This is a genomic window from Burkholderia sp. AU45388 (assembly GCF_030481585.1).
GTDB lineage: Bacteria > Pseudomonadota > Gammaproteobacteria > Burkholderiales > Burkholderiaceae > Burkholderia > Burkholderia sola.
On sequence record NZ_JAUJPV010000018.1, the window covers coordinates 40,418 to 64,604 of the forward strand.

Annotated in this window: 23 protein-coding genes, 5 tRNA genes and 1 pseudogene; 11 read left to right on the plus strand and 18 right to left on the minus strand. The window is 66.1% G+C overall.

The window, feature by feature from the left end:
• Nucleotides 1-40: 40 nt before the first annotated feature.
• The 7 genes from QZM72_RS24940 to rph all read right to left on the minus strand — a co-directional run bounded on the left by QZM72_RS24940 (nt 41) and on the right by rph (nt 4,662).
• Nucleotides 41-532 carry an energy transducer TonB gene (locus QZM72_RS24940; RefSeq protein WP_089466890.1) on the minus strand — a complete coding sequence of 164 codons (492 nt, stop codon included), beginning with the start codon at nt 530-532 and terminating at the stop codon, nt 41-43.
• A 315-nt stretch (nt 533-847) separates the two neighbouring features.
• On the minus strand, nt 848-1,141 hold the full coding sequence (locus QZM72_RS24945) for a hypothetical protein (protein ID WP_089466891.1): 294 nt from the start codon (nt 1,139-1,141) through the stop codon (nt 848-850).
• 243 nt (nt 1,142-1,384) lie between these two features.
• A complete protein-coding gene (locus tag QZM72_RS24950) occupies nt 1,385-1,780 on the minus strand; it encodes a hypothetical protein (RefSeq protein WP_089466892.1) in 396 nt (131 codons plus the stop codon).
• Nucleotides 1,781-1,921: 141 nt separating this feature from the next.
• Nucleotides 1,922-2,009: transfer RNA gene (locus QZM72_RS24955), tRNA-Ser, on the minus strand.
• 44 nt (nt 2,010-2,053) lie between these two features.
• Nucleotides 2,054-3,268, minus strand: a complete 1,215-nt coding sequence (hemW, locus tag QZM72_RS24960; RefSeq protein ID WP_011544847.1) for a radical SAM family heme chaperone HemW — start codon at nt 3,266-3,268, stop codon at nt 2,054-2,056.
• A gap of 34 nt (nt 3,269-3,302) precedes the next feature.
• Nucleotides 3,303-3,929, minus strand: a complete 627-nt coding sequence (rdgB, locus tag QZM72_RS24965) for an RdgB/HAM1 family non-canonical purine NTP pyrophosphatase (protein ID WP_089466893.1) — start codon at nt 3,927-3,929, stop codon at nt 3,303-3,305.
• Nucleotides 3,922-4,662 carry a ribonuclease PH gene (rph, locus tag QZM72_RS24970; RefSeq protein WP_089466894.1) on the minus strand — a complete coding sequence of 247 codons (741 nt, stop codon included), beginning with the start codon at nt 4,660-4,662 and terminating at the stop codon, nt 3,922-3,924. Before rph ends, rdgB begins: the two co-directional genes overlap by 8 nt.
• A 173-nt stretch (nt 4,663-4,835) precedes the next feature.
• Here rph and QZM72_RS24975 point away from each other — a divergent pair, with 173 nt between their 5' ends.
• The 4 genes from QZM72_RS24975 to QZM72_RS24990 all read left to right on the plus strand — a co-directional run bounded on the left by QZM72_RS24975 (nt 4,836) and on the right by QZM72_RS24990 (nt 9,142).
• The gene (locus tag QZM72_RS24975; RefSeq protein ID WP_089466895.1) at nt 4,836-5,759 is read left to right on the plus strand and encodes a YicC/YloC family endoribonuclease; all 924 of its coding nucleotides are present in this window, start codon (nt 4,836-4,838) and stop codon (nt 5,757-5,759) included.
• Between the two features lie 7 nt (nt 5,760-5,766).
• Nucleotides 5,767-6,450 (plus strand): guanylate kinase, encoded by a 684-nt coding sequence (gene gmk, locus QZM72_RS24980; protein ID WP_089466896.1) that lies wholly within the window; start codon nt 5,767-5,769, stop codon nt 6,448-6,450.
• Between the two features lie 58 nt (nt 6,451-6,508).
• Nucleotides 6,509-6,712 (plus strand): DNA-directed RNA polymerase subunit omega, encoded by a 204-nt coding sequence (gene rpoZ / locus QZM72_RS24985; protein WP_006025620.1) that lies wholly within the window; start codon nt 6,509-6,511, stop codon nt 6,710-6,712.
• Nucleotides 6,713-6,775: 63 nt separating this feature from the next.
• The gene (locus QZM72_RS24990; RefSeq protein ID WP_089466897.1) at nt 6,776-9,142 is read left to right on the plus strand and encodes a bifunctional (p)ppGpp synthetase/guanosine-3',5'-bis(diphosphate) 3'-pyrophosphohydrolase; all 2,367 of its coding nucleotides are present in this window, start codon (nt 6,776-6,778) and stop codon (nt 9,140-9,142) included.
• Between the two features lie 201 nt (nt 9,143-9,343).
• Here QZM72_RS24990 and QZM72_RS24995 read toward each other — a convergent pair.
• The 3 genes from QZM72_RS24995 to QZM72_RS25005 all read right to left on the minus strand — a co-directional run bounded on the left by QZM72_RS24995 (nt 9,344) and on the right by QZM72_RS25005 (nt 9,701).
• A tRNA-Arg gene (locus QZM72_RS24995) sits at nt 9,344-9,420 on the minus strand.
• A 61-nt stretch (nt 9,421-9,481) separates the two neighbouring features.
• Nucleotides 9,482-9,558, minus strand: a tRNA-Arg gene (locus tag QZM72_RS25000).
• A 66-nt stretch (nt 9,559-9,624) separates the two neighbouring features.
• Nucleotides 9,625-9,701: transfer RNA gene (locus tag QZM72_RS25005), tRNA-Arg, on the minus strand.
• 129 nt (nt 9,702-9,830) lie between these two features.
• On the opposite strand from QZM72_RS25005, the gene greB reads away from it, so the two are divergent.
• Nucleotides 9,831-10,394, plus strand: a complete 564-nt coding sequence (gene greB / locus QZM72_RS25010) for a transcription elongation factor GreB (RefSeq protein WP_089466898.1) — start codon at nt 9,831-9,833, stop codon at nt 10,392-10,394.
• Nucleotides 10,395-10,477: 83 nt separating this feature from the next.
• On the opposite strand, the gene QZM72_RS25015 is transcribed toward greB, so the two are convergent.
• Together QZM72_RS25015 and QZM72_RS25020 are read right to left on the minus strand one after the other, a co-directional pair.
• A complete protein-coding gene (locus tag QZM72_RS25015; protein ID WP_089466899.1) occupies nt 10,478-11,623 on the minus strand; it encodes a porin in 1,146 nt (381 codons plus the stop codon).
• 498 nt (nt 11,624-12,121) lie between these two features.
• Complete coding sequence (locus tag QZM72_RS25020; protein WP_089466900.1) at nt 12,122-12,388, minus strand: hypothetical protein; 267 nt, start codon at nt 12,386-12,388, stop codon at nt 12,122-12,124.
• Here QZM72_RS25020 and QZM72_RS25025 point away from each other — a divergent pair.
• From QZM72_RS25025 to QZM72_RS25035, 3 genes are all read left to right on the plus strand, one after another.
• Nucleotides 12,387-12,551 carry a hypothetical protein gene (locus tag QZM72_RS25025; RefSeq protein ID WP_179233374.1) on the plus strand — a complete coding sequence of 55 codons (165 nt, stop codon included), beginning with the start codon at nt 12,387-12,389 and terminating at the stop codon, nt 12,549-12,551. The two genes, QZM72_RS25020 and QZM72_RS25025, sit on opposite strands and share 2 nt — an antisense overlap.
• A 231-nt stretch (nt 12,552-12,782) precedes the next feature.
• A complete protein-coding gene (locus tag QZM72_RS25030; protein WP_027783827.1) occupies nt 12,783-12,986 on the plus strand; it encodes a cold-shock protein in 204 nt (67 codons plus the stop codon).
• Nucleotides 12,987-13,127: 141 nt separating this feature from the next.
• Complete coding sequence (locus tag QZM72_RS25035; protein ID WP_089466901.1) at nt 13,128-14,255, plus strand: exonuclease domain-containing protein; 1,128 nt, start codon at nt 13,128-13,130, stop codon at nt 14,253-14,255.
• Between the two features lie 30 nt (nt 14,256-14,285).
• Here the strand turns inward: QZM72_RS25035 and QZM72_RS25040 are convergent, their stop codons facing one another.
• Both QZM72_RS25040 and QZM72_RS25045 read right to left on the minus strand, forming a co-directional pair.
• The gene (locus QZM72_RS25040) at nt 14,286-14,879 is read right to left on the minus strand and encodes a chorismate mutase (RefSeq protein ID WP_301739487.1); all 594 of its coding nucleotides are present in this window, start codon (nt 14,877-14,879) and stop codon (nt 14,286-14,288) included.
• 223 nt (nt 14,880-15,102) lie between these two features.
• Nucleotides 15,103-15,207: a chorismate mutase gene (locus QZM72_RS25045; protein WP_179233363.1), complete on the minus strand. Its 105-nt coding sequence runs from the start codon at nt 15,205-15,207 to the stop codon at nt 15,103-15,105.
• Between the two features lie 240 nt (nt 15,208-15,447).
• On the opposite strand from QZM72_RS25045, the gene QZM72_RS25050 reads away from it, so the two are divergent.
• From QZM72_RS25050 to QZM72_RS25060, 3 genes and pseudogenes are all read left to right on the plus strand, one after another.
• A complete protein-coding gene (locus QZM72_RS25050) occupies nt 15,448-15,837 on the plus strand; it encodes a DUF2946 domain-containing protein (RefSeq protein ID WP_089466903.1) in 390 nt (129 codons plus the stop codon).
• Nucleotides 15,838-15,964: 127 nt separating this feature from the next.
• Nucleotides 15,965-18,328, plus strand: a complete 2,364-nt coding sequence (locus QZM72_RS25055; protein WP_089466904.1) for a TonB-dependent receptor — start codon at nt 15,965-15,967, stop codon at nt 18,326-18,328.
• Nucleotides 18,329-18,417: 89 nt separating this feature from the next.
• A pseudogene (locus QZM72_RS25060) lies at nt 18,418-18,582 on the plus strand (TlpA family protein disulfide reductase); the annotation flags it as partial.
• Between the two features lie 100 nt (nt 18,583-18,682).
• On the opposite strand, the gene QZM72_RS25065 reads toward QZM72_RS25060, so the two are convergent.
• The 4 genes from QZM72_RS25065 to pepN all read right to left on the minus strand — a co-directional run bounded on the left by QZM72_RS25065 (nt 18,683) and on the right by pepN (nt 24,142).
• On the minus strand, nt 18,683-18,937 hold the full coding sequence (locus QZM72_RS25065; protein ID WP_006476609.1) for a GlsB/YeaQ/YmgE family stress response membrane protein: 255 nt from the start codon (nt 18,935-18,937) through the stop codon (nt 18,683-18,685).
• 933 nt (nt 18,938-19,870) lie between these two features.
• Nucleotides 19,871-19,946 (minus strand) — tRNA-Thr (locus QZM72_RS25070).
• A 206-nt stretch (nt 19,947-20,152) separates the two neighbouring features.
• On the minus strand, nt 20,153-21,166 hold the full coding sequence (locus QZM72_RS25075) for a class 1 fructose-bisphosphatase (RefSeq protein WP_006485729.1): 1,014 nt from the start codon (nt 21,164-21,166) through the stop codon (nt 20,153-20,155).
• 282 nt (nt 21,167-21,448) lie between these two features.
• Nucleotides 21,449-24,142 carry an aminopeptidase N gene (pepN, locus tag QZM72_RS25080; RefSeq protein ID WP_301739488.1) on the minus strand — a complete coding sequence of 898 codons (2,694 nt, stop codon included), beginning with the start codon at nt 24,140-24,142 and terminating at the stop codon, nt 21,449-21,451.
• Nucleotides 24,143-24,187: the final 45 nt, after the last annotated feature.

Below are 24,187 nucleotides of genomic sequence, written 5' to 3' on the forward strand. Positions count from 1 at the left end.
CAGCGCCGCCGCCCACCGGCAATCGGGCCGCGGCGGCGCGTCAGTCGATCGATTGCGCCTGCGCGGACGCGGTGCTTTGCAGCTGGAAGTGGCCGTCGTCGTTGAAGAGCCAGCCTTCCATCAGTTCGAGTCGACCGTTGCCGTCGAGCAGCCGCGACGGCGGCGCCGGCAGCGGTGCCGAGCGGCGCAGCGACGCGAGCGCGAGCGCTTCCGCCTCGCTGTCGCCGTTGCTGCGATAGACGGATGCGTTGATCACGCGGCCGCTGCCATCGACGGTGAAGGCCACGACGACGAGCGAGCGCAGCATGGCCTGCGGTGTGCCGTGCAGCATGCCGGACGGATTGCGCTCGGCGACGCGGTGCGCGACCTCGACGCGATACTGGTCGAGATTGCCGCCGCGTATGACCGACGGAATCGTCAGGACCGAGCGTAACGACGAAGGCGGCGTGATCGTGCACGCGGCAAGCAGGGCGACGACGGCCAGCGCGGCAACACGCAGCCGGGCGACGCGCGGACGGAGAAGGGGGCGCATGACGGGATGGCCGGGAGGGACGATAAAAAAATGATAGGCGTACCGACGCGAGACGATATGGGGGGAAACGCATAGCGCGCGGGACCGGTCGTTGCGATCGCGGATGATGCCGGCTGGACGCCGCGTCGGGCAACGTGCATCGGGCGCGATGCATCGCGATGTGACGCGACATGTGACGGCGCTTGCGGCGCACGCGCGTGTCGGAAGGTTGAAAGCCACGGCGCGCTGCAATCGTGCGGCCGGGCGGCGCGCTCGGCCGATGCGGCAACCTCGGCCAGCCTGCCGACCCATCACCTGCGATGCCTTCCGGCCGCGTCAGAAGCCGTGCGTCACGAGCGACAGGACCGACAGGTCGGGGTGCGTGCCGTCGATGATGCTCTTGCCGATATGCACGGCTTCGTGGATCGCCTCGTCGACGCTCGCGAAGCTTTCCTCGCCGTCCGCGTGGAACGGCACCGCATGGCCGGGCAGCGCGGGATTCACGCCCGGATGGCACACGTAGCCGGTGTAGGTATAGCGCGTGTCGCTGCCGGGCATCGCGGCCGGCACGACATGGATCTCGAAGCCTTCGTAATCGACGTGGTCCGTCGCGCTCGACAGGTCGGTCATGGCGATCTCCGTGTGCCGCGCGCAGGGGTGGCGCGTGCGGCATCGAATACATCGAACACGCGGCGGCGTTCGTGTCGCCGTGTTGAACGAATTCTAGGCGATGGCGGGGCGGGCCGGGAGGCGTCCGACGGTGTGCGGCGGCTGGCGTCCCGGACGCTCGCACCCTGTCGCTTCGGCGCGTCGACGATCGGGCGCCGGTTCCATCAGCGGGCGACGGAAACGGGGATCATCGTATTTTTCGCGTCATTGCTTGCAGCGCGCGTCCTTGCGCTGCACCACGACGATCACCGGATACGTCTGGCCATGATCGAGTTCCACGCGCGCGACGACGGTCAGCGTCGCCGGATCGGAATCGTCGTACACGCTGACCTGTTCGTTGCGCAGGTAGGTCACGCCGGTGCAGTTCGACGTGCGTCCGTCGTCGCCCACCTTGCACTGCAGCTCGTTGTCCTTCAGGTAGTTGTACGGCGACGGGCTCGCGAGATATTCGCTCAGGCCGCGCGGCGAACCGCCGACGCCGGTCACGTACGCGATCGCGCACGACGCCTGCGCGTCGCTGCCGGAGGCGGTGTCGGCCGCCGCATGCGTGCTGACGGCGGCCAGCACGGCGACGAGCGACGAGACGAGGAAGGGCTTCATGACGTGGATTTCCCGTTTCGCGAATCGGAGCGCGGGATTGTAACGGCATCCGGCGCGATGCGTCGGAACGTGCGGGGCGCACGCGTGCGGACAAACAAAAACCCCGTCATTCTGCGAATGGACGGGGTTCGGCGAACTTCCTGGCGGAAGCGGTGAGATTCGAACTCACGGACAGTTTCCCGTCGCTGGTTTTCAAGACCAGTGCCTTAAACCGCTCGGCCACGCTTCCACACGAGGCGGCATTGTAACCGAAATGCCGCCTCGTTCATCCGTTCAGTCGTCGCGCAGGAACAATTCCTGCAGGTCGTTGAGGAAGCGCTGGCCGAGCGGCGTCGGCGCGATTTGCGTGAAATCGCGCGTGATCAATCCGCGCCGTTCCGCTTCCTTCAACGCCGGCTCGATGGTGCTCATCGGCAGGCCCGTGCGTTCGGCGAAGCTGTGCACGGGGAAGCCCTCGACGAGCCGAAGCGTGTTCAGCATGAATTCGAACGGCAGGTCGCGCGCGCCGACTTCACGCTCTTCCTGCACGGCCGTGCCGGCCTTCGCCTGTTCGATGAAGGTCGCCGGATGCTTGTAGCGTGCCTGCCGCAGGATCCGGTTCGGGAACGACAGCTTCGTGTGGGCGCCCGCGCCGATCCCGAGATAGTCGCCGAAGCGCCAGTAGTTCAGGTTGTGCTTGCACTGATGATTCGGCTTCGCGTACGCGGATACTTCGTAGCGCCCGTAGCCGGCTTCGGCCGTGCGCGCGTGGATCCATTCCTGCATGTCGGCCGACGCGTCGTCGTCGGGGACGACGGGCGGAAACTTCGCGAACAGCGTATTCGGCTCGAGCGTCAGGTGATACAGCGACAGGTGCGGCGGCGCGAACGACAGCGCGGTCTCGATGTCGGTGCGGCATTCGTCGAGCGTCTGGTTCGGCAGCGCGAACATCAGGTCGAGGTTGAAGTTGTCGAAGTTCTTCGCGGCGATCTCGACGGCCGCGCGTGCCTGCGCGGTGTCGTGAATCCGGCCGAGCGCCTTCAGGTGCGCTTCGTTGAAGCTCTGGATGCCGACCGACAGGCGATTCACGCCGCTTGCGCGGAACTGCGCGAACTTCGCGGCTTCGAACGTGCCCGGATTCGCCTCGAGCGTGATCTCGGCATCGGCGTCGAGCGGCAGCAGCGCGCGCACGTCGGACAGCATCCGGTCGAGACCGGCCGCCGACAGCAGGCTCGGCGTGCCGCCGCCGATGAACACGGTATGCACCTGCCGACCCCACACGAGCGGCAACGCCTGCTCGAGGTCGGCGCGCAACGCGTCGAGATAGTCGGCTTCCGGAAACCGTTCGCCTTTCCATTCGTGCGAGTTGAAATCGCAGTACGGGCACTTGCGCACGCACCACGGGAAATGCACGTACAGCGCGAGCGGCGGCAGCGACGTGAGGCGCACCTGGCCGGGCGACGTGAAGGTCGCGACGACGCGCGCGCCGGTGTCCGCGGCCTGGCTCATGCCGCCTCCCGCAGCGAAGGGGTGTCGGGCATGTTCATGCTTCCTCCGCGAGCCGCGCGAGCAACGCCTTCAGCGCCAGCGCGCGGTGGCTGTGCGTGTTCTTCACGGCCGGCTCGAGTTCGGCGGCCGTCGCGCCGAGCGACGGCAGGTAGAAATACGGGTCGTAGCCGAAACCGTGTTCGCCGCGCGGCGTATCGACGATCTCGCCGGCCCAGCGCCCTTCGGCGAACAGCGGTTCCGGATCGTCCGCGTGGCGGACGAGCGCGAGCACGCAGCAGTAGTACGCGCGCCGGTCGTCGACGCCGCGCAACTGCTCGACGAGATACGCGTTGTTCGCCGCGTCGCCCTTGTCGCGGCCCGCGCGCTGCGCGTAGCGCGCCGAATAGACGCCCGGCGCGCCGCGCAGCACGCGCACGCACAGGCCGGAATCGTCGGCGATCGCCGGCAGCCCGGTGAGCCGCGACGCGTGGCGCGCCTTGGTCAGCGCGTTCTCGATGAACGTGCCGAACGGTTCTTCCGCCTCCGGCACCGCGAGGTCGCCCTGCGGGACGATCTCGATGCCGACCGTCGAGAACAGCGCGGTGAATTCGCGCAGCTTGCCGGCGTTGTTCGACGCGAGAACGATGCGCGACAGCGGCGCGACGGCGCGGTCGTCAGGCATGGTTCACACCCAGCACGTCTTTCTGCAACCGCACGAGTTCGGCGATCCCGCCCTGCGCGAGGTCGAGCAGCGCGTTCATCTCGGCGCGCGAGAACGGCACGCCTTCGGCCGTGCCCTGGACTTCGACGAAGCCGCCCGCGCCGGTCATCACGACGTTCATGTCGGTGTCGCAGCGCGAGTCTTCCGCGTAATCGAGGTCGAGCACGGGCGCGCCTTCGTACACGCCGACCGAGATCGCGGCGACGTGGTCGGTGATCGGCGAGCGCGCGAGCTTGCCGGCCGCGATCAGCTTGGTCACGGCGTCGTGCGCGGCGACGAACGCGCCGGTGATGCTGGCCGTGCGGGTGCCGCCGTCGGCCTGGATCACGTCGCAGTCGATGTGGATCGTGCGCGGGCCGAGCGCCTCGAGATCGAACACCGCGCGCAGCGCGCGGCCGATCAGGCGCTGAATTTCCTGCGTACGGCCCGTCTGCTTGCCGCGCGCCGCTTCACGGTCGCTGCGCGTGTGGGTCGCGCGCGGCAGCATCCCGTATTCGGCGGTCAGCCAGCCTTGCCCGCGCTCGCGCAGGAACTCGGGCACGCGCTCGGCGACGCTGGCGGTGCAGAGCACCTTGGTGTCGCCGAATTCGACCAGCACGGAGCCTTCGGCGTGTTTCGTGTAGTGGCGCGTGAGGGCGACCTGGCGCAGTGCGTCGGCACGGCGGCCGCTCGGGCGGGAAACGGAAGACGTCATGGGGAAATCGCGGAAGGAGAGGAAACCCCGATTTTAGCGCCGAACGGCGGGCGTGCCCGGCGGGGTGGTCCGCAAAAATGGGATAATGCGCGCTTCCCGCCCCGCGCCTTCCGATGCGCCGGGCGCCTCGATGTATTCCCCGCCCGCGAGGGCACCAGACGGCGAGACGAACCATGATCTACAGCATGACGGGCTACGCGAGCGCGACGCGCGAACTCGCGACGGCCGCCGGCAACGGCGGCACCAGCGTGTCGGTCGAACTGCGCACCGTGAACTCGCGCTTCCTCGATCTCAATTTCCGGATGCCGGACGACGTGCGCGCGTGCGAACCCGCGCTGCGCGAAATGCTGATGAACAAGCTGTCGCGCGGCAAGGTCGACGTGCGCATCAACCTGCAGCGCGGCGAGCAGAGCATCGGCGCGGGCGCGCTGAACCAGTCGGCGCTCGGCCAGCTTGCCGATCTCGAACGCGCGGTGCTCGATTCGTTCCCGGGCGTCGGCCGTCTGCGCGCGGGTGAAATCCTGCGCTGGCCCGGCGTGCTCGCGGAGAGCGGCGTGTCGGCCGAAGCGATCCGCGACGCGGTGCTCGCCTGCGGCAAGGAAGCGATCGGCGAGCTCGTCGTCGTGCGTTCGCGCGAAGGCGCGCAACTGGCGACGATGCTGCTGTCGAACGTCACCGAGATGGAGGCGATCGTCGCGCGCATCACGCCGCTCGTGCCGGAGCTGATCGCGAAGCACCAGCAGAAGATCGTCGAGCGGCTGCAGGAAGCGCTCGGCCTCGCGGCGCCCGAAGGCGGCTCGACGGTCGTCACGCGCGAGGAAGCCGCGGAGCGCATCCGTCAGGAAGTGACGATGTACGGGATCCGGATCGACATCGCGGAAGAGCTGTCGCGGCTCACCGCGCACCTGAACGAAACGCGTCACGTGATCGAGAAGGGCGGCCGCGTCGGCAAGCGTCTCGACTTCATGATGCAGGAATTGAATCGCGAAGCGAACACGCTCGGCTCGAAGGCGGCGGCGAAGGAACTCGCCGACGCGTCGATGGCGCTGAAGCTGCTGATCGAGCAGATGCGCGAGCAAGTGCAAAACCTGGAGTAAAAGCAACATGATCGACCCTAACCGCGACGGCCACGCGTCGCATTCGCTGCACGGCGGCGTCTATCCCGGCAACCTGTTCATGGTCGTCGCGCCGTCGGGCGCCGGCAAGTCGACGCTCGTGAATGCGCTGCTGTCGAAGGACAGCGACATCTGCCTGTCGATTTCATACACGACGCGCAAGCCGCGCCCGGGCGAGCAGGACGGCCAGCACTATCACTTCACGAGCGTCGAGGATTTCCGCGCGCGCCACGCGGCGCACGAATTCCTCGAGAGCGCGGAAGTGCACGGCAACTACTACGGCACGTCGCGCGTCTGGATCGAAGAGCAGATGAAGAACGGCCACGACGTGCTGCTCGAAATCGACTGGCAGGGCGCGTTGCAGGTGAAGAAGCAGTTCCGCAACGCGGTCGGCATCTTCATCCTGCCGCCGTCGCTCGACGCCCTCGAGGAACGCCTGAAGAAGCGCGGCCAGGACGAGCCGAACGTGATCACGCGACGCCTGCTGGCCGCCGGCAGCGAGATCGCGCACGCGTCGGAAGCGGAGTACGTGGTGATCAACGAGAATTTCGAGCGGGCGCTCGCGGAACTCGAATGCATCGTCGCGGCGACGCGCCTGCGTTTTGCTTCGCAGTACGCGCGACACGCGGAGCTGTTCATCGAGCTCGGCATCCATCTGCCCCACGCGGAATGACGCGGGGCACGAGGGACATAAGGTAGAATAAGGACTATATTCAGAAGGAATTACCAACATGGCTCGCATTACCGTCGAAGACTGCCTGAAGCAAATCCCGAATCGCTTCGAACTGGCGCTCGCCGCCACCTATCGCGCGCGGCAGCTCGCGCAAGGCCATACGCCGAAGATCGAAAGCCGCGACAAGCCGACCGTCGTCGCGCTGCGCGAAATCGCCGCCGGCCAGGTCGGCGTCGAGATGCTGAAGAAGGTGCCGGTGTAACGCGCATCCGGCCCGTTCCAGCCATGTAGTCCACGCGCGCAACGACTCGACCTGGAGGCGAATATGAGCACCACCCCATCGTCCGCCTCCGCGGATTCGACCACCGAAGCCACGGCCCAGTCGCCTGCGCGCCAATACATCGACGCGGTCCTCGAACAGTCCTTTCGGCATCTGTTCGGGCCGACCGCCACCCCGGAGCAGCCGCGCAAGCACGGCGTCGTTTCGATCGCGAAACTGACGGCGGCGCTTGCCGAGTATCTCGCTCCGGACGAAATCAAAGAGGTCAAGGCGGCGTTCCATTTCAGCGACGAAGCCCACCTCGGTCAATATCGCCAGAGCGGCGAACCCTACATCACCCATCCCGTCGCCGTCGCTGAAATCTGCGCCGGCTGGAAGCTCGACGCGCAGGCCGTGATGGCCGCGTTGCTGCACGACGTGATGGAAGACCAGGGCGTGACCAAGAACGAGCTGGCCGAGCGGTTCGGCCCGAAGGTCGCCGAACTGGTCGACGGCCTGTCGAAGCTCGACAAGATGGAGTTCCGCAGCCGCGAGGAAGCGCAGGCGGAAAACTTCCGCAAGATGCTGCTCGCGATGGCGCGCGACGTGCGCGTCATTCTCGTCAAGCTCGCCGATCGCCTGCACAACATGCGCACGCTCGGCGCGGTGCCGATGGAAAAGCGCCGCCGCGTCGCGCGCGAGACGCTCGACATCTACGCGCCGATCGCGCACCGGCTCGGGTTGAACAACACGTACCGCGAGCTGCAGGACATGAGCTTCGCGAACTTCAACCCGCATCGCTACGCGACGCTCGAGAAGGCGGTGAAGGCCGCGCGCGGCAACCGCCGCGAAGTGATCAGCAAGATCCTCGAGGCCGCGCAGCGCGCGATGGCCGACGCGAAGATCGACGCCGAGATCACGGGCCGCGAGAAAACCATCTACAGCGTCTATCGCAAGATGCGCGACAAGCAGCTGTCGTTCTCGCAGGTGCTCGACGTGTATGGCTTCCGCGTCGTCGTCGACAGCCCGCTCGACTGCTACACGTGCATCGGCGCGCTGCACGCGCTGTACAAGCCGGTGCCCGGCAAGTTCAAGGACTACATCGCGATTCCGAAGATCAACGGCTATCAGTCGCTGCACACGACGCTCGTCGGCCCGTTCGGCGCGCCGATCGAGTTCCAGGTGCGCACGCGCAAGATGCACGAGATCGCCGAGGCGGGGGTCGCCGCGCACTGGCTGTACAAGAACGGCAGCGCCGATCTCAGCGACGTGCAGAAGCGCGCGCACCAGTGGCTGAAGTCGCTGCTCGACATCCAGAGCGAAGCGGGCGATTCGAGCGAATTCCTCGAGCACGTGAAGATCGACCTGTTCCCGGATGCGGTCTACGTGTTCACGCCGAAGTCGAAGATCATGGCGCTGCCGCGAGGCGCGACGGCGCTCGATTTCGCGTATTCGATCCACAGCGATCTCGGCAACCAGTGCGTGGCCGTGAAGATCAACAACGAGCTGCTGCCGCTGCGCACCGAGCTGAAGAGCGGCGACATCGTCGAGGTGATCACCGCGCCGTATTCGAAGCCGAATCCCGCATGGCTCGGCTTCGTGCGTACCGGCAAGGCGCGTTCGGCGATCCGCCACTACCTGAAGACGATGCGCCTGAACGAGTCCGTGCAGCTGGGCGAGCGGCTCGTCGACCAGAGCCTGAAGGGCTATGGTTTCTCGCTGGCCGATGTCGAGCCGGAGGTGTGGGAGAAGCTCGTGCAGTGGACGGGCAACAAGAGCCGTCAGGAAATCTTCGCGGACATCGGCCTCGGCCGCCGTGTCGCCGCGGTGATGGCCAAGCGCATCGAAGTGCTGATGAGCGGCCGCGACGCCGACGACGATCTGCCGAAGTCCGAGCGGCATCCCGCGCATCATGCGCCGCCGGTCGTGATTACCGGCACCGAAGGGATGTCCGTGCAGTTGTCCGCGTGCTGCCGCCCGATCCCGGGCGACGCGATCATGGGGTATATCGGCATCGGTCTGGGCATGGCGATTCATACGACGGATTGCCGTGTCGCGCAGCGCATCCATCGCCGCGATCCGGGCCGCTGGATCGACGTCGAATGGGCGCCGCAGCCGGGCCGCCTGTTCGATGTCGCGGTGAAGGCGCTCGTGAAGAACACGAAGGGCATCTTCGCGCGCGTCGCGGCGGACATCACGTCGGCCGACGCGAATATCGTTCATATCGCGATGGACGAGGATCTGACGCACGAGTCGACGGTGCTGCGCTTCGTGATCCAGGTCAGCGACCGCGTGCATCTCGCGAACGTGATGCGGCGCGTGAGGACCAATCCGGACGTGATGCGGATCATGCGCGAGCGCTCGACCGACGACGGTGCGCATGCGCGCCATGACGGCGGCATGCGTATCGAGCGCGAGCGGCAGGATTACTGACGCTGACGCGCGCCGCGGCGGGCGGATTCGATGATCGACGGACGGCGGCTGATGGCCGCCGTTTTCATTGGGGCTGCCGAAAGCGCGGCGGGAGCGATGTTGACGGTGCCCGGCCGAAGGCGCGCGGGGCGAGGGCGGGAACGACGGGGGAGGCGGGCGCACAAAGAAAAAGGGCTTTCCCGGAGGAAAGCCCTTTTAAGGTGGCGCGGCTGGCAGGATTCGAACCCACGACCCCTTGGTTCGTAGCCAAGTACTCTATCCAACTGAGCTACAGCCGCACGCAAAACGGTACTGCTTCAACTGTCGGAACCTTCTGCGATGGGAAGGCCCCCAAAAAAGTGGCGCGGCTGGCAGGATTCGAACCCACGACCCCTTGGTTCGTAGCCAAGTACTCTATCCAACTGAGCTACAGCCGCACGCAACAACAAACTTCTACTGCTTTGAACTGAAAGGGCCTTCGGTTCGGAAGGCCCTCGAAAAAGTGGCGCGGCTGGCAGGATTCGAACCCACGACCCCTTGGTTCGTAGCCAAGTACTCTATCCAACTGAGCTACAGCCGCACGCAGAAGCGGAAGTATAGCAGAGTCGTATAAAAAGGGAAGCCTTATTCGCGAATTTGGTGCCATGGCGTTGGCCGGCCGCCCTTCGTGTACCCTTTGGGAATCAGTCATCCACGTTGAATCTGCATCATGAACAAGGCGTTTGTCAAAGAGTCGGACGGTGACGACGACGATCTCGACCAGGCTCAACCCGCGATTCCGGCGGGCGCCAAGAACTACATCACGCCGGCCGGCCACAAGCGGCTGAGGGACGAGCTGCTGAACCTGATCGACGTCGAACGTCCCGAGGTCGTGCGGCTCGTGTCGTGGGCAGCGTCGAATGGCGACCGGTCGGAAAACGGCGACTACATCTACGGCAAGCGGCGGCTTCGCGAGATCGATCGTCGCATCCGCTTCCTGACGAAGCGGCTCGACCTCGCCGAAGTCGTCGACGCGAGCCGGCAGGAGAATGTCGACCAGGTGTTCTTCGGCGCGACGGTCGATTACGAGACGCCGGACGGCGAGGCGCACACGGTGACGATCGTCGGGATCGACGAGGTCGATCTAGACCGCGGCTGCGTCAGCTGGATCTCGCCGGTCGCGCGTGCGCTGATCAAGGCGAAGATCGGCGACACCGTCACGCTGATGACACCGGTCGGCCCGCAGCCGATCGATATACTCGACGTCCGGTATCCGGCGCGGAGCGACGCCTGAGTCGCGGCCCGCGCGCCGTGGCCGAGAAAAAGCGCCCCGATGGGGCGCTTCGTCTTTCGGCGCACGGCGAATGTGCCGGTCGCTCAGAAGCGGTGACGCAGGCCGGCCGTGACCGCGATCTGCTTGTTGGTCGATGACGCGGCGCCCAGGCCGTTGATGTTGGCGCCGATGTCCAGTCCGTCGTTGTTGACCTTCTGGAACTCGCCCTGCAGGTACACGTCGGTGCGCTTCGACAGCGCATAGTCGGCTTGCAGGTTGAACTGGTGCCAGGTCGGCTTGTCGCCGGACAGGCGACCCTGCGTGTACGTGTAGGAGCCGGCGAGCGACAGGGCCGGCGTCAGCGCGTAGCGGCCGTTGACTTCGTAGTTGCTGAAGCGCCCGCTGTCGCCGAGGCCCGTGATGCCGCCCACCACGCCCGATTGGCCGGCGCTGATCGCGCGCAGGCCGGTCAGGCGCGTCTGGGTGAACACGAAGCCGACCGTGGCCGGGCCGAACCCGTAATTCAGGCCGGCTCCCCAGGTGCGCTGCACGCGCGACGCGAAGGTCCAGTCGCCGGTGACCGCGCCCGGATCGGATGCGGCCTGCGCGAGTGCGTTCACGTCGCTGTTCAACTGCAAGTAGGCCGCGGCGAGGTTGAAGCCGAGGTAGCTGTACGACACGCCGCCGCTATACGCGCGGTTGTTCGCGAACGCCGACGAGTTCGATAATCCGTACAACGCACCGAACTTGAGGCCGCCGTAGTTCGCGCTCTGGTACTTGACCGAGTTGTTGATCCGGAACGAGTTGTTCAGGTTGTCGTTGTCGAACGGGTGGGCAAACTGGGTGCCGCCATATTGGGTGCCGGTCAGCGACAGCGGCCCGAGATAGTCGACGACGCTGTCGTACTGCCGGCCCATCGTCAGCGAGCCGTAGGTGTTGTGCGCGAGCCCGACGAACGCTTGCCGGCCGAATTCGCGACCGTTCTGCTTGAGCGTGCCGTTGTTGATGCCGAAACCGTTTTCCAGCGTGAAGATGGCTTTCAGGCCGCCGCCGAGATCTTCGGTGCCGCGCAAGCCCCATCGGCTGCCGTTGATCGAACCGCTCGTTTCCTGCCAGGCGCTGTGTCCGCCTTGATTGTTCGTGTAGGTGATGCCTGCGTCGATCAGGCCGTACAGCGTCACGCTGCTTTGAGCGTGGGCAGCGGTACCGAATACCCCCGACAACGCGGCGACGATCAGAGCTTTCTTCATGGATCTGTCTCCCAACACGATGATGTCGATCGAACCTGGGCGGACGGCCGTGTTTTGCTTGACGCTGTAGCCGGTCCGGCAGAACGGCGGTGCGCTTATCAGACATCCATCTGCAGTGTACGAAGTGTGCGGAGAGGCGGCGCTCCACGCTTTAAGAAACAGTGTGTTTTGGAATCCGCAAAAATCGGCAGAGGCGCGTCAACGATTGCCACGTAAGGGTTCGCTGCGGTGCAGCGAATCGAAATGACGATTGGGACCGCGCAACGAGCGTTGCGCGTGTGCGACAGACGATCAGGGGTAGGCGGGGGCAGCTATAGCGCGATTATTGACACATCGGCAATAGAGGTTTGTGTGGAGCATGGATAATGAAAGGTAGTTCTATCGCTATACTGCGATCTCTGCTTTCCGAAGCAGACTTTTTCGTTGACGGAAAAGATCTCCAAACCTTTGTCGGCGCGACTTCCCAGTCGCGCTTTTTTTTGCCCGCCGCTCGGGGCGCTACGGCGTGTACGAGCGACGCTTGCGCTTGCCCGCGGGCGCGGCCTTCTCCGCTTCGATCGGCGCCGGTGTGTTGGTCCAGTCTTCCATCACGTAGTGACGGGCATCCAGCGGCGATGCGAGCAGGTTCTGCCAGTGATCGCCGTGCCACGTCATATCGAATTCAGTATCGTACGGCGCTTCGCGGGGGGACTCGGCCAAGGCGCGGGACTTGCGGCGTACGCGTCCGAGCCGGCTCGCGAAGCGCTTGATTGCGTCCAGCCACATGACCTTCTCCTTCCTTTCGGTGTTGATTCAGGATCGCAACGTCGCCGACGTTATGCAACCCGAAAAAACCCGAGGATTTTACCGGGTCGATTTGTCCCCGGTAGAAATTTCACTTGCGGGGATTATTAACGATCCGATCCCGGTAATGTTGACAGGTTTTTGATGCGAATCAATTAATCAATCGGTGATGGTGTACCGATTCCAGTGGTATTAGCGTCTTTTCAAGAAAGCAGCGGCTAAAAATTTTCTTGACGCACCCGGATTGTCCAATTTATAAAGTCAGCACTCCGTCCTCGGGCGGCGTGCTGGTGCGGGTGCTGGCGCAATGTTTCGGGATTTCGGGAAACGGCTATAAAAATAGCTTTTTTGATCTTATAGAGTGGGGAACGAAGACATGGATACCGGTATCGTGAAATGGTTTAACGATGCTAAAGGTTTTGGCTTTATTACGTCGGACAATGGCGGTGAAGATTTGTTTGCGCACTTTTCCGAAATCCGGATGGACGGCTTCAAGACGTTGAAGGAAAACCAGCGTGTTTCGTTCGAGGTCAAAGTCGGGCCGAAAGGCAAGCAGGCAGCGAATATCCAGGCGGTCTGACGCGCCGCGCATTGCCGATCACGTCCGGCCCCCGCATGGCGGGGGCTTTTTGTTTTCCGGAGACGGGGCGGGGCCGGTCCGGGCTGGCCCGAGTACGCGTGCCGGTGCATACTCACGGAAGCATCGTTTCCCTGTCTTTTCATGTCCGATTCCGTTCCGTCCGATCCCGCCCGCGAGCAGCCACTCGTCTTCGTCGACCTTGAAACCACCGGCGGCTCGTCCGCCGACCACCGCATCACCGAAATCGGCGTGGTCGAAATCGGACCGCTCGGCGTGTCGACGTGGACGAGCCTCGTCAATCCGGGGCAGGCGATTCCGCCGTTCATTCAGCAACTGACGGGCATCTCGGACGCGATGGTGCGCGATGCGCCGACGTTCGCTTCGCTCGCGCCGGCGCTGTTCGAGCGGCTCGACGGCAAGCTGTTCGTCGCGCACAACGCGAGCTTCGACCGCGGCTTCCTGCGGGCCGAATTCGAGCGCGCCGGCCTGGCGTTCAATCCCGATGTGCTCTGTACGGTACGGCTGTCGCGCGCGCTGTTTCCGCGCGAATCGCGGCACGGGCTCGATGCGTTGATCGAACGGCATGGGCTCGTTCCGGCCGCGCGTCACCGCGCGCTGGCCGATGCCGACCTGATCTGGCAGTTCTGGCGCCAGCTGCACGACATCGTGCCGCTCGATCGGCTGCGCGACCAGATCGCGCGCACGACGCGCCACTTCCGTCTGGGCGGCGATCTGACCGAAGCCTGGCTGGATACCGCGCCGGCAGGGTGCGGCGCGTATGCGCTGTTCGGCGAACGTGACGAAGCGCTGTATGTCGGCCGCAGCGTGCGCGTGCGCCAGCGGCTGCGCGCCCTGCTGACCGGCGAGCGCCGTTCGTCGAAGGAAATGCGGCTCGCGCAGCAGGTGCGGCGTGTCGAATGGCGCGAGACCGGCAACGAGCTGGGGGCGATGCTGGCCGAAGCGCAATGGATCGCCCGGTTGCGCCCGTCGTACAACCGGCGGCCCACGGCCGACGCCGGCCGCGCGGGCGGTGCACCCTGGCCGTTCGAAGGCGCGGTCGCGTTCGAGGCGAACAGCGAGCGCCGCCTGTTTCATGTGATCGACGGCTGGTGCTATCTCGGTTCGGCGGACTCGCTCGATGCGGCCGCACGGCTCGTGGCCGACGCGGCGGCCGCCACGTTCGAACCTTTCACCCATCGCCTGCTGCAGACGCATCTCGCGCGCGGCCTGCAGGTGATTCCGCTCATGGCGCTGACGCCTGCGGACTGAGCGCCGCGGGACGATCCGCGCCTGCCCCCGTCAGCCGATCGCGCTGGCTCCGCCGGCGGAGCAGACATGCGACAGCGCGGTATCGAGTGCCCGCGTCTGCGTGGAATCGTAGCGCGTGAGCGTCTTCCAGTTCGCGATGCTGCGCGCGAGCCGCGCCTGGCAATCGGGCGCATCGCGCAGCGGGGCAACCTGCGCGAGACCGGCGAGCATTTTCTGCGTCAGCCGATCGAGGGCGGGCCGCGTGCTGGTCGCGAGATCGGGCGGCGTGCCTTCCGGCGGCCGCGTCGTGCGCCAGGTCGCGAACAGTGCGTTCTGCACGTCCTTGCTTGCGGTGATCTGATCCTCGAAGAACGTGCGAGCGAAGGCGGGGTCGACGCCGGCCTGGGCCGCGCGCTTTTCGACGGCGGTGAGCAGGGCCGCTTCACGCGGCTGGTCCTCGATGGCCTTGTGATTCGCCCATTTCCATCGCGCGACCGGTTCGGCGAGCGCGAGGCGCTGCGACGCGAGCGCCACGACGTTGGTGAGGGCGGTGTCGTCGCCGTCCGCGCGGGCGGTAGGGGGCGACGAAAGGAGGGCGACGCCGAGCGCGGCGACAGCGATGCTGGCACGAATGGCTTGCTTCATCGGAACGATCGGGAGAGCCGGGCGGGCCGGACGTGGAAAAACAGAAGGATAGACGAAGACAGTCGCGCGGCGTAGCGTCGCGACAGGAGAATCAGCAGGCGAGCTGATCCGGCACCGTCAGGCTGTTGCGGCCCGGGTGCGAGGCGAATTGCGCGCGAAGCGCAGGGATGAACCGCACGATAGCGATGATCGACACGTGGCGGTTACAGAACCGAACTGACGTTCACTTCGGCGAGTACAGCCGGTGCTGCTCGTCGAAGAATGCCCGAACGTGCTCGGGCAATTCGGCGAGGAATTCCACGCCGACGGGTTCCGGATCCGGGCTCATCACTTGCTCGGGCGGGGGCATGCGAGTTGGTCTTTCGTCCATGATCGTTTCTCCAGCAGGTTCAATGATTATCAACCTCGTGCTCGGATTTATGCCAGCGGCGAATCGTTAGATTTTGTCTCTGTTGTATTAACGGCACATGCGTGCCGGCGCGAAGTGTGATGCCCGCTATCACGCGCCGCGCGATCGGCATCCAGCGGGCCGCTTGCTATACTTGCGCGCACTTTTTCCTGGACCGCGATGAGACGAACGACGCGATGGATCGGCCTCGTATGGCTGGCGCTGGTACTGAACGTACTGTCGCCCGTCGTCGGCTACGCGCGCCTTGCGTCGAGCGGTTCCGGCGCGCTCACGCTCGAGTTGTGCAGTGCAGCGGGCGCGCGTCAAATCGTGCTCGCGCAAGCGGGCGACGAGCGCGACACGTCGTCGGCCGACCATGCCGGCGTCCCGCATTGCGTGTATTGCCCCGGCTTCGCGGCGAACGTCGCGCTGGGCACGAGCCTTCCCGCGATGCCGCGCTTCGTACGCACGTTCGCGTATCGGGCGGTTGCACCGATCGTTCCCGACGTGCCCCGCAAGGGCATCCGTCTCGCGCAGCCGCGCGCCCCGCCTGAAAACGTTCCGGTCTGATTGATGTCCTGCGCGCGCCCCGGTGGCGCGCGAGCCGCCTGCGGCCTCGGCCCGCGCGTCGCGCCGTACGTGCGCGTCGCGCGCCCCATGCCCGGCGGCGTCCGATCACGTTTTCAGGAACGCACTCATGTCGTCTCCCCTTGCCGCGCGGTCGTCGCGCGGCCGGCTCGCGCTCGCATGCGCGGCCGCTTTCGCATGGCCGGCCGCTCACGCGGCGTCGACCGACGATGCCCGCGCCGACGCGGCCCGCAACGGTGGCATCGATCGTCTCGCCGCCGGGGCGTCGGCGTCCATGGATGTCGACGCGGCGGCCGCCCCCGCAGGCGACACGCTGACCGCCGTCAGCGTGACCGCGCAGCGGCAGCCGGTCGACCCCGATACGCCGGCCGTCGTCACGTCGATCACGCGCGAGCAGATCGATGCGCACACCAACGTCACCACCGAGGACGCGCTGAAGTACGCGCCGAACCTGATGGTCCGCAAGCGCTACATCGGCGACCGCAACAGCGTATTCGCGGGCCGCGACTTCAACGAATTGCAGAGCGCGCGCGGGCTCGTCTATGCCGACGGCGTGCTGCTGTCGAACCTGCTCGGGTCGAGCTATGCGTACCCGCCGCGCTGGTCGCTGATTCCGCCCGACGACATCGCGCGCGTCGACGTGCTCTATGGCCCCTTTTCCGCGCTGTACCCGGGCAACGCGATCGGCTCGACCGTGCTGCTCACCACGCGCCGCCCCGACCGGCTCGAGGCGTCGCTGTCGACGCAATTCTTCACGCAGCGCTACCGCGACGGCTACGGGTTGGCGGACAGCTTCGGCGGCAATCACCAGACCGCGCGGATCGCGAACCGCGTCGGCCGGTTCCGGTTCGCGCTGTCGCTCGACCGGCTGGAGAACGACGGCCAGCCGATGCAGTACGCGAGCCCCAATTCGGCCTACAACCCGAAACTGGGCGCCGCCGTGCCCGTGACGGGCGCCGCGACCGACATCGGACCCAACGGCAAGCCGCGGACCATCGTCGGCGCGCAGACGATCGAGCGGACCGAGCAGCTCAACGAGACGGTTCGGATGGGCTATGCGTTCACCGATCGTGTCGACGCGTCGCTGACGCTCGGGCATTGGGAGAACCACTACCGGCAGCACGGCGAGACCTTCCTGCGCGATGCGACGGGCAACCCGGTTTACGGCGGCAACGTGTCGATCGGCGGACAGAACATGACGGTCGCGCCGAACGCGTTTGCCCCGCAACGCGGCGACCAGGAGAACTGGCTGTATGCGCTCGGCCTGAACGGCCGGCTCGATTCCGGCTGGCGGCTATCGGGCGTGGTGTCCGCGTACGACGTGTCGCGCGACGTGCTGCGCGCGGCCTCGACCGTGCAGGGCGGGGCGGGCACGCTGTTCCAGGGCGACGGCACCGGCTGGCGCACGCTCGATCTGAAGGCCGAGGCGCCGGAAGTGAAGGGCCATACGTTCACGTTCGGCTATCACTACGACAATTACTTCCTGCGCAACGTCACGGTCAACACGGCCGACTGGCTGGCCGGGCCGGCCACGTCGCTCGCGAGCGTCTATCGCGGCGACACGCGCACGCAGGCGCTGTTCGGGCAGGACGCGTGGCGTTTCGCGCCGGGCTGGCTCGCGACGCTCGGGCTGCGCTACGAGCGCTGGGAGGCGTACGGCGGCGCCCTCGGCAATGCCAACGGCACGCTCGGCTACGCGGATCGCGGCGCGAATGCGCTGTCGCCGAAAGCCGCGCTGCAATGGGATGCGACGGAGGTCTGGCGCTTCCGGCTGTCGTTCGCGACCGGCACGCGGTTCCCGACGGTCGGCGAGCTGTTCCAGGGCACGATCTCGAACAACGCGATCGTCAACAACAACCCGAACCTGCGTCCGGAAAAGGCGATCGACTGGGACTTCACGGCCGAGCGCGACGTGGGTGTCGGCGTGGTGCGCGCGAGCGTGTTCCAGAGCGACTTGCGCGATTCGATCTACAGTCAGACGACGGTGTCGGGCGCGACGACCGTCACCAACGTCTCGAACGTCGACCGCGTGCGCGTGCGCGGCGCCGAACTCGCGTTCAGCGGGGAGAACGTCGGGCTGCGCGGGCTCGATCTCGACGCGAACGTGTCGGCGAGCAACGCGCAAATCCTCGCCGATGCCGCGAATCCGGCCTATGTCGGTTCGCGTTTCCCGCGCATTCCGCGCATGCGCGCGAACCTGCTCGCGTCGTATCGATTCGACGAGCACTGGCTCGCGAGCGTCGGCGTGCGCTACTCGGGCCGCCAGTTCAACACGCTCGACAACAGCGACGTGAATCCGGACGTCTACGGCGGCACGAGTTCGTTTACCGTCGTCGATCTGAAGGCGCGCTACCGCTTCGATCGTCACTGGACCGCGTCGGCCGGCATCGACAACCTGACGGACCGCCGCTACTACGTGTTCCACCCGTATCCGGGCCGCACTTTCTATGGAGAACTGAAATGGTCGCTGTGAAATCGTTCGCGGCGGGATACGGGGCCGTGGCACGCGGCGCCGTCGGGGCCGGTGCGCACGAGGCGCCCGGCATGCCGAAAGCCGCCGATCCGCAGATCGCGCAGTATGAGAACGCGGAGCCCATGCCCGAGCGGCCACGGGCAGCGCTCGGTGCGGAATGGAGAGGGGAGATGCCGCGCACCGTGTGGATCGGGCGCGATGGTGTGCATGAAGCGTTCGGCGGATGGTTGACGGCCGACGTGCTCGACGGCTGATTGCGGTACGCGAAGCGTTGACGGGGCGGGTGGCGCGCGGCGAACGGGCCGCGCGCCGGCCCGATGCGAAAACGCGCCCGAAGGCGCGTGGTCAGAAACGTCAGGCCGCTCGCCTGAATAGCCGGATCACGAACAGCAGGATCACCGCGCCGATGACCGCGACGATCACCGAGCCGATGAAGCCGCTGCCGATGCTGATGCCGAGCAGCCCGGCGAGCCAGCCGCCGATCACCGCGCCGACGATCCCGACGATGATGTCGACGATCAGCCCGAAGCCGCCGCCCTTCACGAGCAAGCCGGCAAGCCAGCCGGCGATCGCGCCGATGATGAGCCACATAATCAAGCCATGAGTCATGGTGGTCCTCTCCTTGGGTTGAGTCGAAATGACCGGGCACCGGCTGTCGCACGCTGCAAGTGGGTTGAAAGCGGCATGCGGCCGTCGCGCCGCCCACGCAATGTAACGCGATAGACGGGTCAGGATCGTTAAGTAATGTTATGCACCCTTAAACAGATTTTCCAGGGGGATTTGTCTGCCTAGTACATGCGCGGTGCGCGCCCCGTGCATGGCGAAATGAATCTGTAAGGATGGGCTGTCGCGGAAGTCCGTCCGTCGGGCACGCCATCGCTCCAGCGTCGTTAGTGGCACGGTGGCCTCGGGTAGTCCGTCGGTTGCGTCGGGGATCACGCGCCCGAGGGTCGCGGCATCGCCGATTGCTTCGATCGACAGAAGCGCGAAACGGGTGGGGAAGCGCGGCGTATCGGTTCGCCGATCGGCGGCATCGTGTGGGACAGATCGATGTAGCGTGTGCCGTATCCGATATCCGCCATCATTCGGGATCCTGAGGGATCGGCTTCGAATGATGTGTGCGGAGGGGGCGGGAGATAGAGTGTGCAGTCATGTCGTCGGCGTACGCGTCGTGCCGGCGAGCGCTTGACGGTCGGGGTGCGGGGAAAAGCGGATGCCGTTGCGCGGGCTGCCTAGGTCGGGCAAGTCGGCCATCGTCGTCATGGCCGCCGCAGGCTGTGCTGTTACGCACCGCAAGAGGGGCGATACGATTGGCCGGCGGCCGCCGAGTGCGTGGGTATGTCGTGCGGATGTTGCGCAGATAACGCGCCGCGGCGAGGATCGGCCCCGGACAACGCGCAGGCGAGATTGCCGAATTCGTACGCCAAGACGCCAACACCGTGCGCGGCGTGATCGGGTAGTGCGCCGTCGAACGACTTCACGATTTCGGCGCCGCAAAAGAGAAAAGGTCTGACAAGCGACGCTTGTCAGACCTTTATGTCTTGGTGCCGGAGATAGGAGTCGAACCTACGACCTTCGCATTACGAATGCGCTGCTCTACCAACTGAGCTACACCGGCAGCAGAGAAATGAAATTATATGGTGAAATCCGAGATCTTGGCAATAGGTTTTGCGAATTTTTTTCAGCGTGCTGCCGCTGCTTCGCGAAACCCTCGATCCGGCGGACTTTCCGCTTTCACTTCACCGCGACGCGACCCGTTAGGGCCACATCGCGAAGGCGCGATTGTACTGATGTCTCGCCCCTGCGTCCAGTGCTGCAGTGCGATTATTTCGCTTCGTCGTGATAGCCGGTCACGCGCTCGACTTCGTTCTTCGAACCGAGGAACACGGGCACGCGCTGATGCAGGCCGGTCGGCTGCACTTCCATGATGCGCTGCGTGCCGGTCGTCGCCGCGCCGCCCGCCTGTTCGACGATGAACGACATCGGGTTCGCTTCGTACATCAGGCGCAGCTTGCCCGGACGATCGGGCGTGCGCTTGTCGGCCGGATACATGAAGATGCCGCCGCGGTTCAGGATCCGATGCACGTCGGCCACCATCGACGCGATCCAGCGCATGTTGAAGTTGTCGCCGCGAGGGCCGTCCTTGCCGGCGTTCAGTTCGTCGACGTAGCGCTTCACCGGGTCGTACCAGTGGCGCGCGTTCGATGCATTGATCGCGTATTCGCGCGTGTCGGCCGGGATCTGCATGTTGCTCTGCGTGAGTACCCACGAGCCGACTTCGCGGTCGAGCGTGAAGCAGTTCACGCCGTTGCCGGTCGTCAGCACGAACACCGTCTGCGGGCCGTAGACGGCGTAGCCGGCCGCGACCTGCTGCGTGCCGGGCTGCAGGAACGATTCTTCGGTCGCCTGCTTGCCGTCCGGGCAGCGCAGCACCGAGAAGATCGTGCCGATCGACACGTTCACGTCGATGTTCGACGAGCCGTCGAGCGGATCGAACACGAGCAGGTATTCGCCGCGCGGGTAGTTCGCCGGGATCGGGAAGAACGTTTCCATTTCTTCCGACGCCATCGCGGCGAGGTTGCCGCCCCATTCGTTCGCGTCGAGCAGGATTTCGTTCGACAGGATGTCGAGCTTCTTCTGCACTTCGCCCTGGACGTTCTCGCTGCCGGCGGTGCCGAGCGCTTCGCCGAGCGCGCCCTTCGACACGTTGTAGCTGATCGCCTTGCACGCGCGGGCGACGACTTCGATCAACAGGCGCAGGTCGGCGGGGAGGTTGTTGGTCTCACGTTGCTGTTCGATCAGGAACTTCGACAGCGTGGTGCGGCGGGCAATGGACATGACAGACTCCGAAAGGCCAAAGAATCCTTGAATGGCCGCAATTTTACCCGTCGCGCCTTCGGTGCCGCCGGCTTTTTTCGTCCGGTTACATGGCCGGGCCGCCGAATCGGCGCGGTATCGGGCGACGACGCGGGGCGGGGCGCGCCCCGCCCCGGAGGCCGCCCGAGCGGTCCGACCCCGCGCGTGGTGCGATTGCAGCCGTGCTCGTGCAATAAAAAAGCCGGCGCCGCGTGAAGCGGCGCCGGCTCGATCGCCCGGACGCGACAGGGGCGATCGCGTGACTTACGCGAGCGCCTTCTCGACGATCTCGCGCACGTCGCGCGACTTCGCGCCGGCGGCGACCTGTTCGAGCGCTTCGCGCATCCGGTCGCGCAGCGCCGGCGTGAAGCGGCGCCACAGTTCGAGCGAGCGTGCGAGGCGCGCCGCGACCTGCGGATTGATCGCGTCGAGCGCGAGCACCTGTTCGGCCCAGAACGCGTAGCCGGAACCGTCGGCCGCGTGGAATTGCGCGGGGTTGGCCGCGCAGAAGCTGAAGATCAGCGAGCGCGCGCGGTTCGGGTTCTTCAGGTTGAACGCCGGGTGCGCGAGCAGCTTGCGCACCTTCGCGAGCGTCGGCTGCGCGGGCGTACCGCGTTGCGCCGCCTGCATCGCGAACCACTTGTCGATCACGAGCGCCTCTTTCTCGAAGCGACGGTAGAAGTCGTCGAGCGCCTGCTCGGCAGGCCCGTTCGCGCCTGCGGCGGCCGCGGACAGCAGCGCGCCGAGCGCCGCCGCGCGATCGGTCATGTTGTTCGCCGCGTCGTACTGGGCCGTGGCGAGGCGCACGGCATCGGCCGGATCGTCGAGTTCGGCGAGATACGCGAGCGCGAGATTCTTCAGCGCGCGGCGGCCCGACGCTTCCGGTGTCGGCTCGTAGGCGCCGGGCGTCTGGTGCTGCGCGTACGCGGCGAGCCAGTCGGCGCGCAGCGCGGTCGCGAGCTGGCGGCGCACGAACTGGCGCGCGCGATGCACGGCGGCCGGGTCGGCCTCGGCCATCTGGTCGGCGAGGTAGGTTTCCGACGGCAGCGTCAGCGCGAGTTCGCGGAACGCCGGCGACAGGCTTTCATCGGTCAGCACGCGGCGGAACGCGGCGACGAAGTTCTCGCCGAGCGCGAGCGGCGCGTCGGCGGCGGCACGGGCGGCGAGCGTCAGCAGCGCGCGCGTCGCGAGGCGCTGGCCGGCTTCCCAGCGGTTGAACGGATCGCTGTCGTGCGCGAGCAGGAACGCGAGATCGTCGTCGCTGTAGTCGTACTCGACGATCACCGGCGACGAGAAGTTGCGCAGCAGCGACGGCAGCGGCGCTTCCGGCACGTCGATGAACGTGAAGGTCTGCTCGGTGGCGGTGAACTCGAGCACGCGCGTCGTGCCCGATGCGGCGGCTTCGCCGTCCAGGCGCAGCGGCAGGTCGCGGCCGTCGCGGCCGATCAGGCCGATCGCGAACGGGATCAGCAGCGGCCCTTGCTGCGTTTCGCGCGCGGCGGGCGACGCGTCGCCGTAGCCTTGCGCGAGAGTGACCGTATAGCGGCGCGCGGCCGCGTCGTACGCGGTGCGCACCGACACGCGCGGCGTGCCGGCCTGGCTGTACCAGCGCTCGAACTGCGCGAGGTCGCGCCCGTTCGCGTCGGCCATCGCGTGACGGAAGTCGTCGCAGGTCACCGCGTGGCCGTCGTGGCGCTTGAAGTAGAGATCCATCCCCTTGCGGAAGCCGTCGCGGCCGAACAGCGTCTGGTACATCCGCACGACTTCCGAGCCTTTCTCGTAGACGGTCATCGTGTAGAAGTTGTTGATCTCGACGTAGCTCTCCGGACGCACCGGGTGCGCCATCGGGCCGGCGTCCTCGGCGAACTGCAACTGGCGCAGCACGCGCACGTCCTCGATGCGCTTGACCGCGCGGGCCGCCGATTCGACGTCGTCGCCCGCGGCCATGTCGGCCGAGAACTCCTGGTCGCGGAATACCGTCAGGCCTTCCTTCAGGCTCAGCTGGAACCAGTCGCGGCAGGTCACGCGGTTGCCGGTCCAGTTGTGGAAGTACTCGTGGCCGACCACCGACTCGATGTTCGCGAAATCGGTGTCGGTCGCGGTCTCGGGGTTCGCGAGCACGTACTTCGTGTTGAAGATGTTGAGCCCCTTGTTCTCCATCGCGCCCATGTTGAAGTCGCCGACCGCGACGATCATGAAGCGGTCGAGATCGAGCTCGAGGCCGAAGCGCTTCTCGTCCCAGCGGATCGAGTGGATCAGCGAATCCATCGCGTGACGCGTCTTGTCGAGATCGGCCGGCTCGACCCACACCTGCAGCAGCTTTTCCTTGCCGGAACCGGTCTTGATCGTTTCCTCGATCGAGACCAGCTTGCCCGCGACCAGCGCGAACAGGTAGCTCGGCTTGCGGAACGGGTCTTCCCATTTCGCGAAGTGGCGGCCGTCGGGCAGGTCGCCCGAATCGACGAGGTTGCCGTTCGACAGCAGCACCGGGTACGCGGCCTTGTCGGCGCGCAGCGTGACCGTGTACGACGCCATCACGTCGGGGCGGTCGAGGAAGTAGGTGATGCGGCGAAAGCCTTCGGCTTCGCACTGCGTGAAGAAGTTGCCGCTCGACACGTAGAGGCCAGACAGCGTCGTATTCTGATCGGGCGCGCATGCGCTTTCGAGCGTCAGCTCGAACGCGTCGGGCACGTTCTCGACCGTCAGGCCGTGTTCGTGCGCGCGCACAGCGCCGTGCGGCGCGCCGTCGAGCCGCGCGTCGAGGAATTCGAGCGCTTCGCCCATCAGCTCCAGGTGGGGCGTGGGCGCGGCGTCCGGATTGCGGCGCACGCGCATCGTGTTCCTGACGATCGTGCGGGCCGGCGCGAGATCGAATTCGAGTGCGACGGAATCGATGAGGAAGGCCGGCGGCGTGTAGTCGGCGCGGCGGATCACGGTGGAGGAGGCGTTGTCGGACATGGTCGTCGAGATCGGTGGAGTGGGAGACGGGCCCGTCGCGCGGGC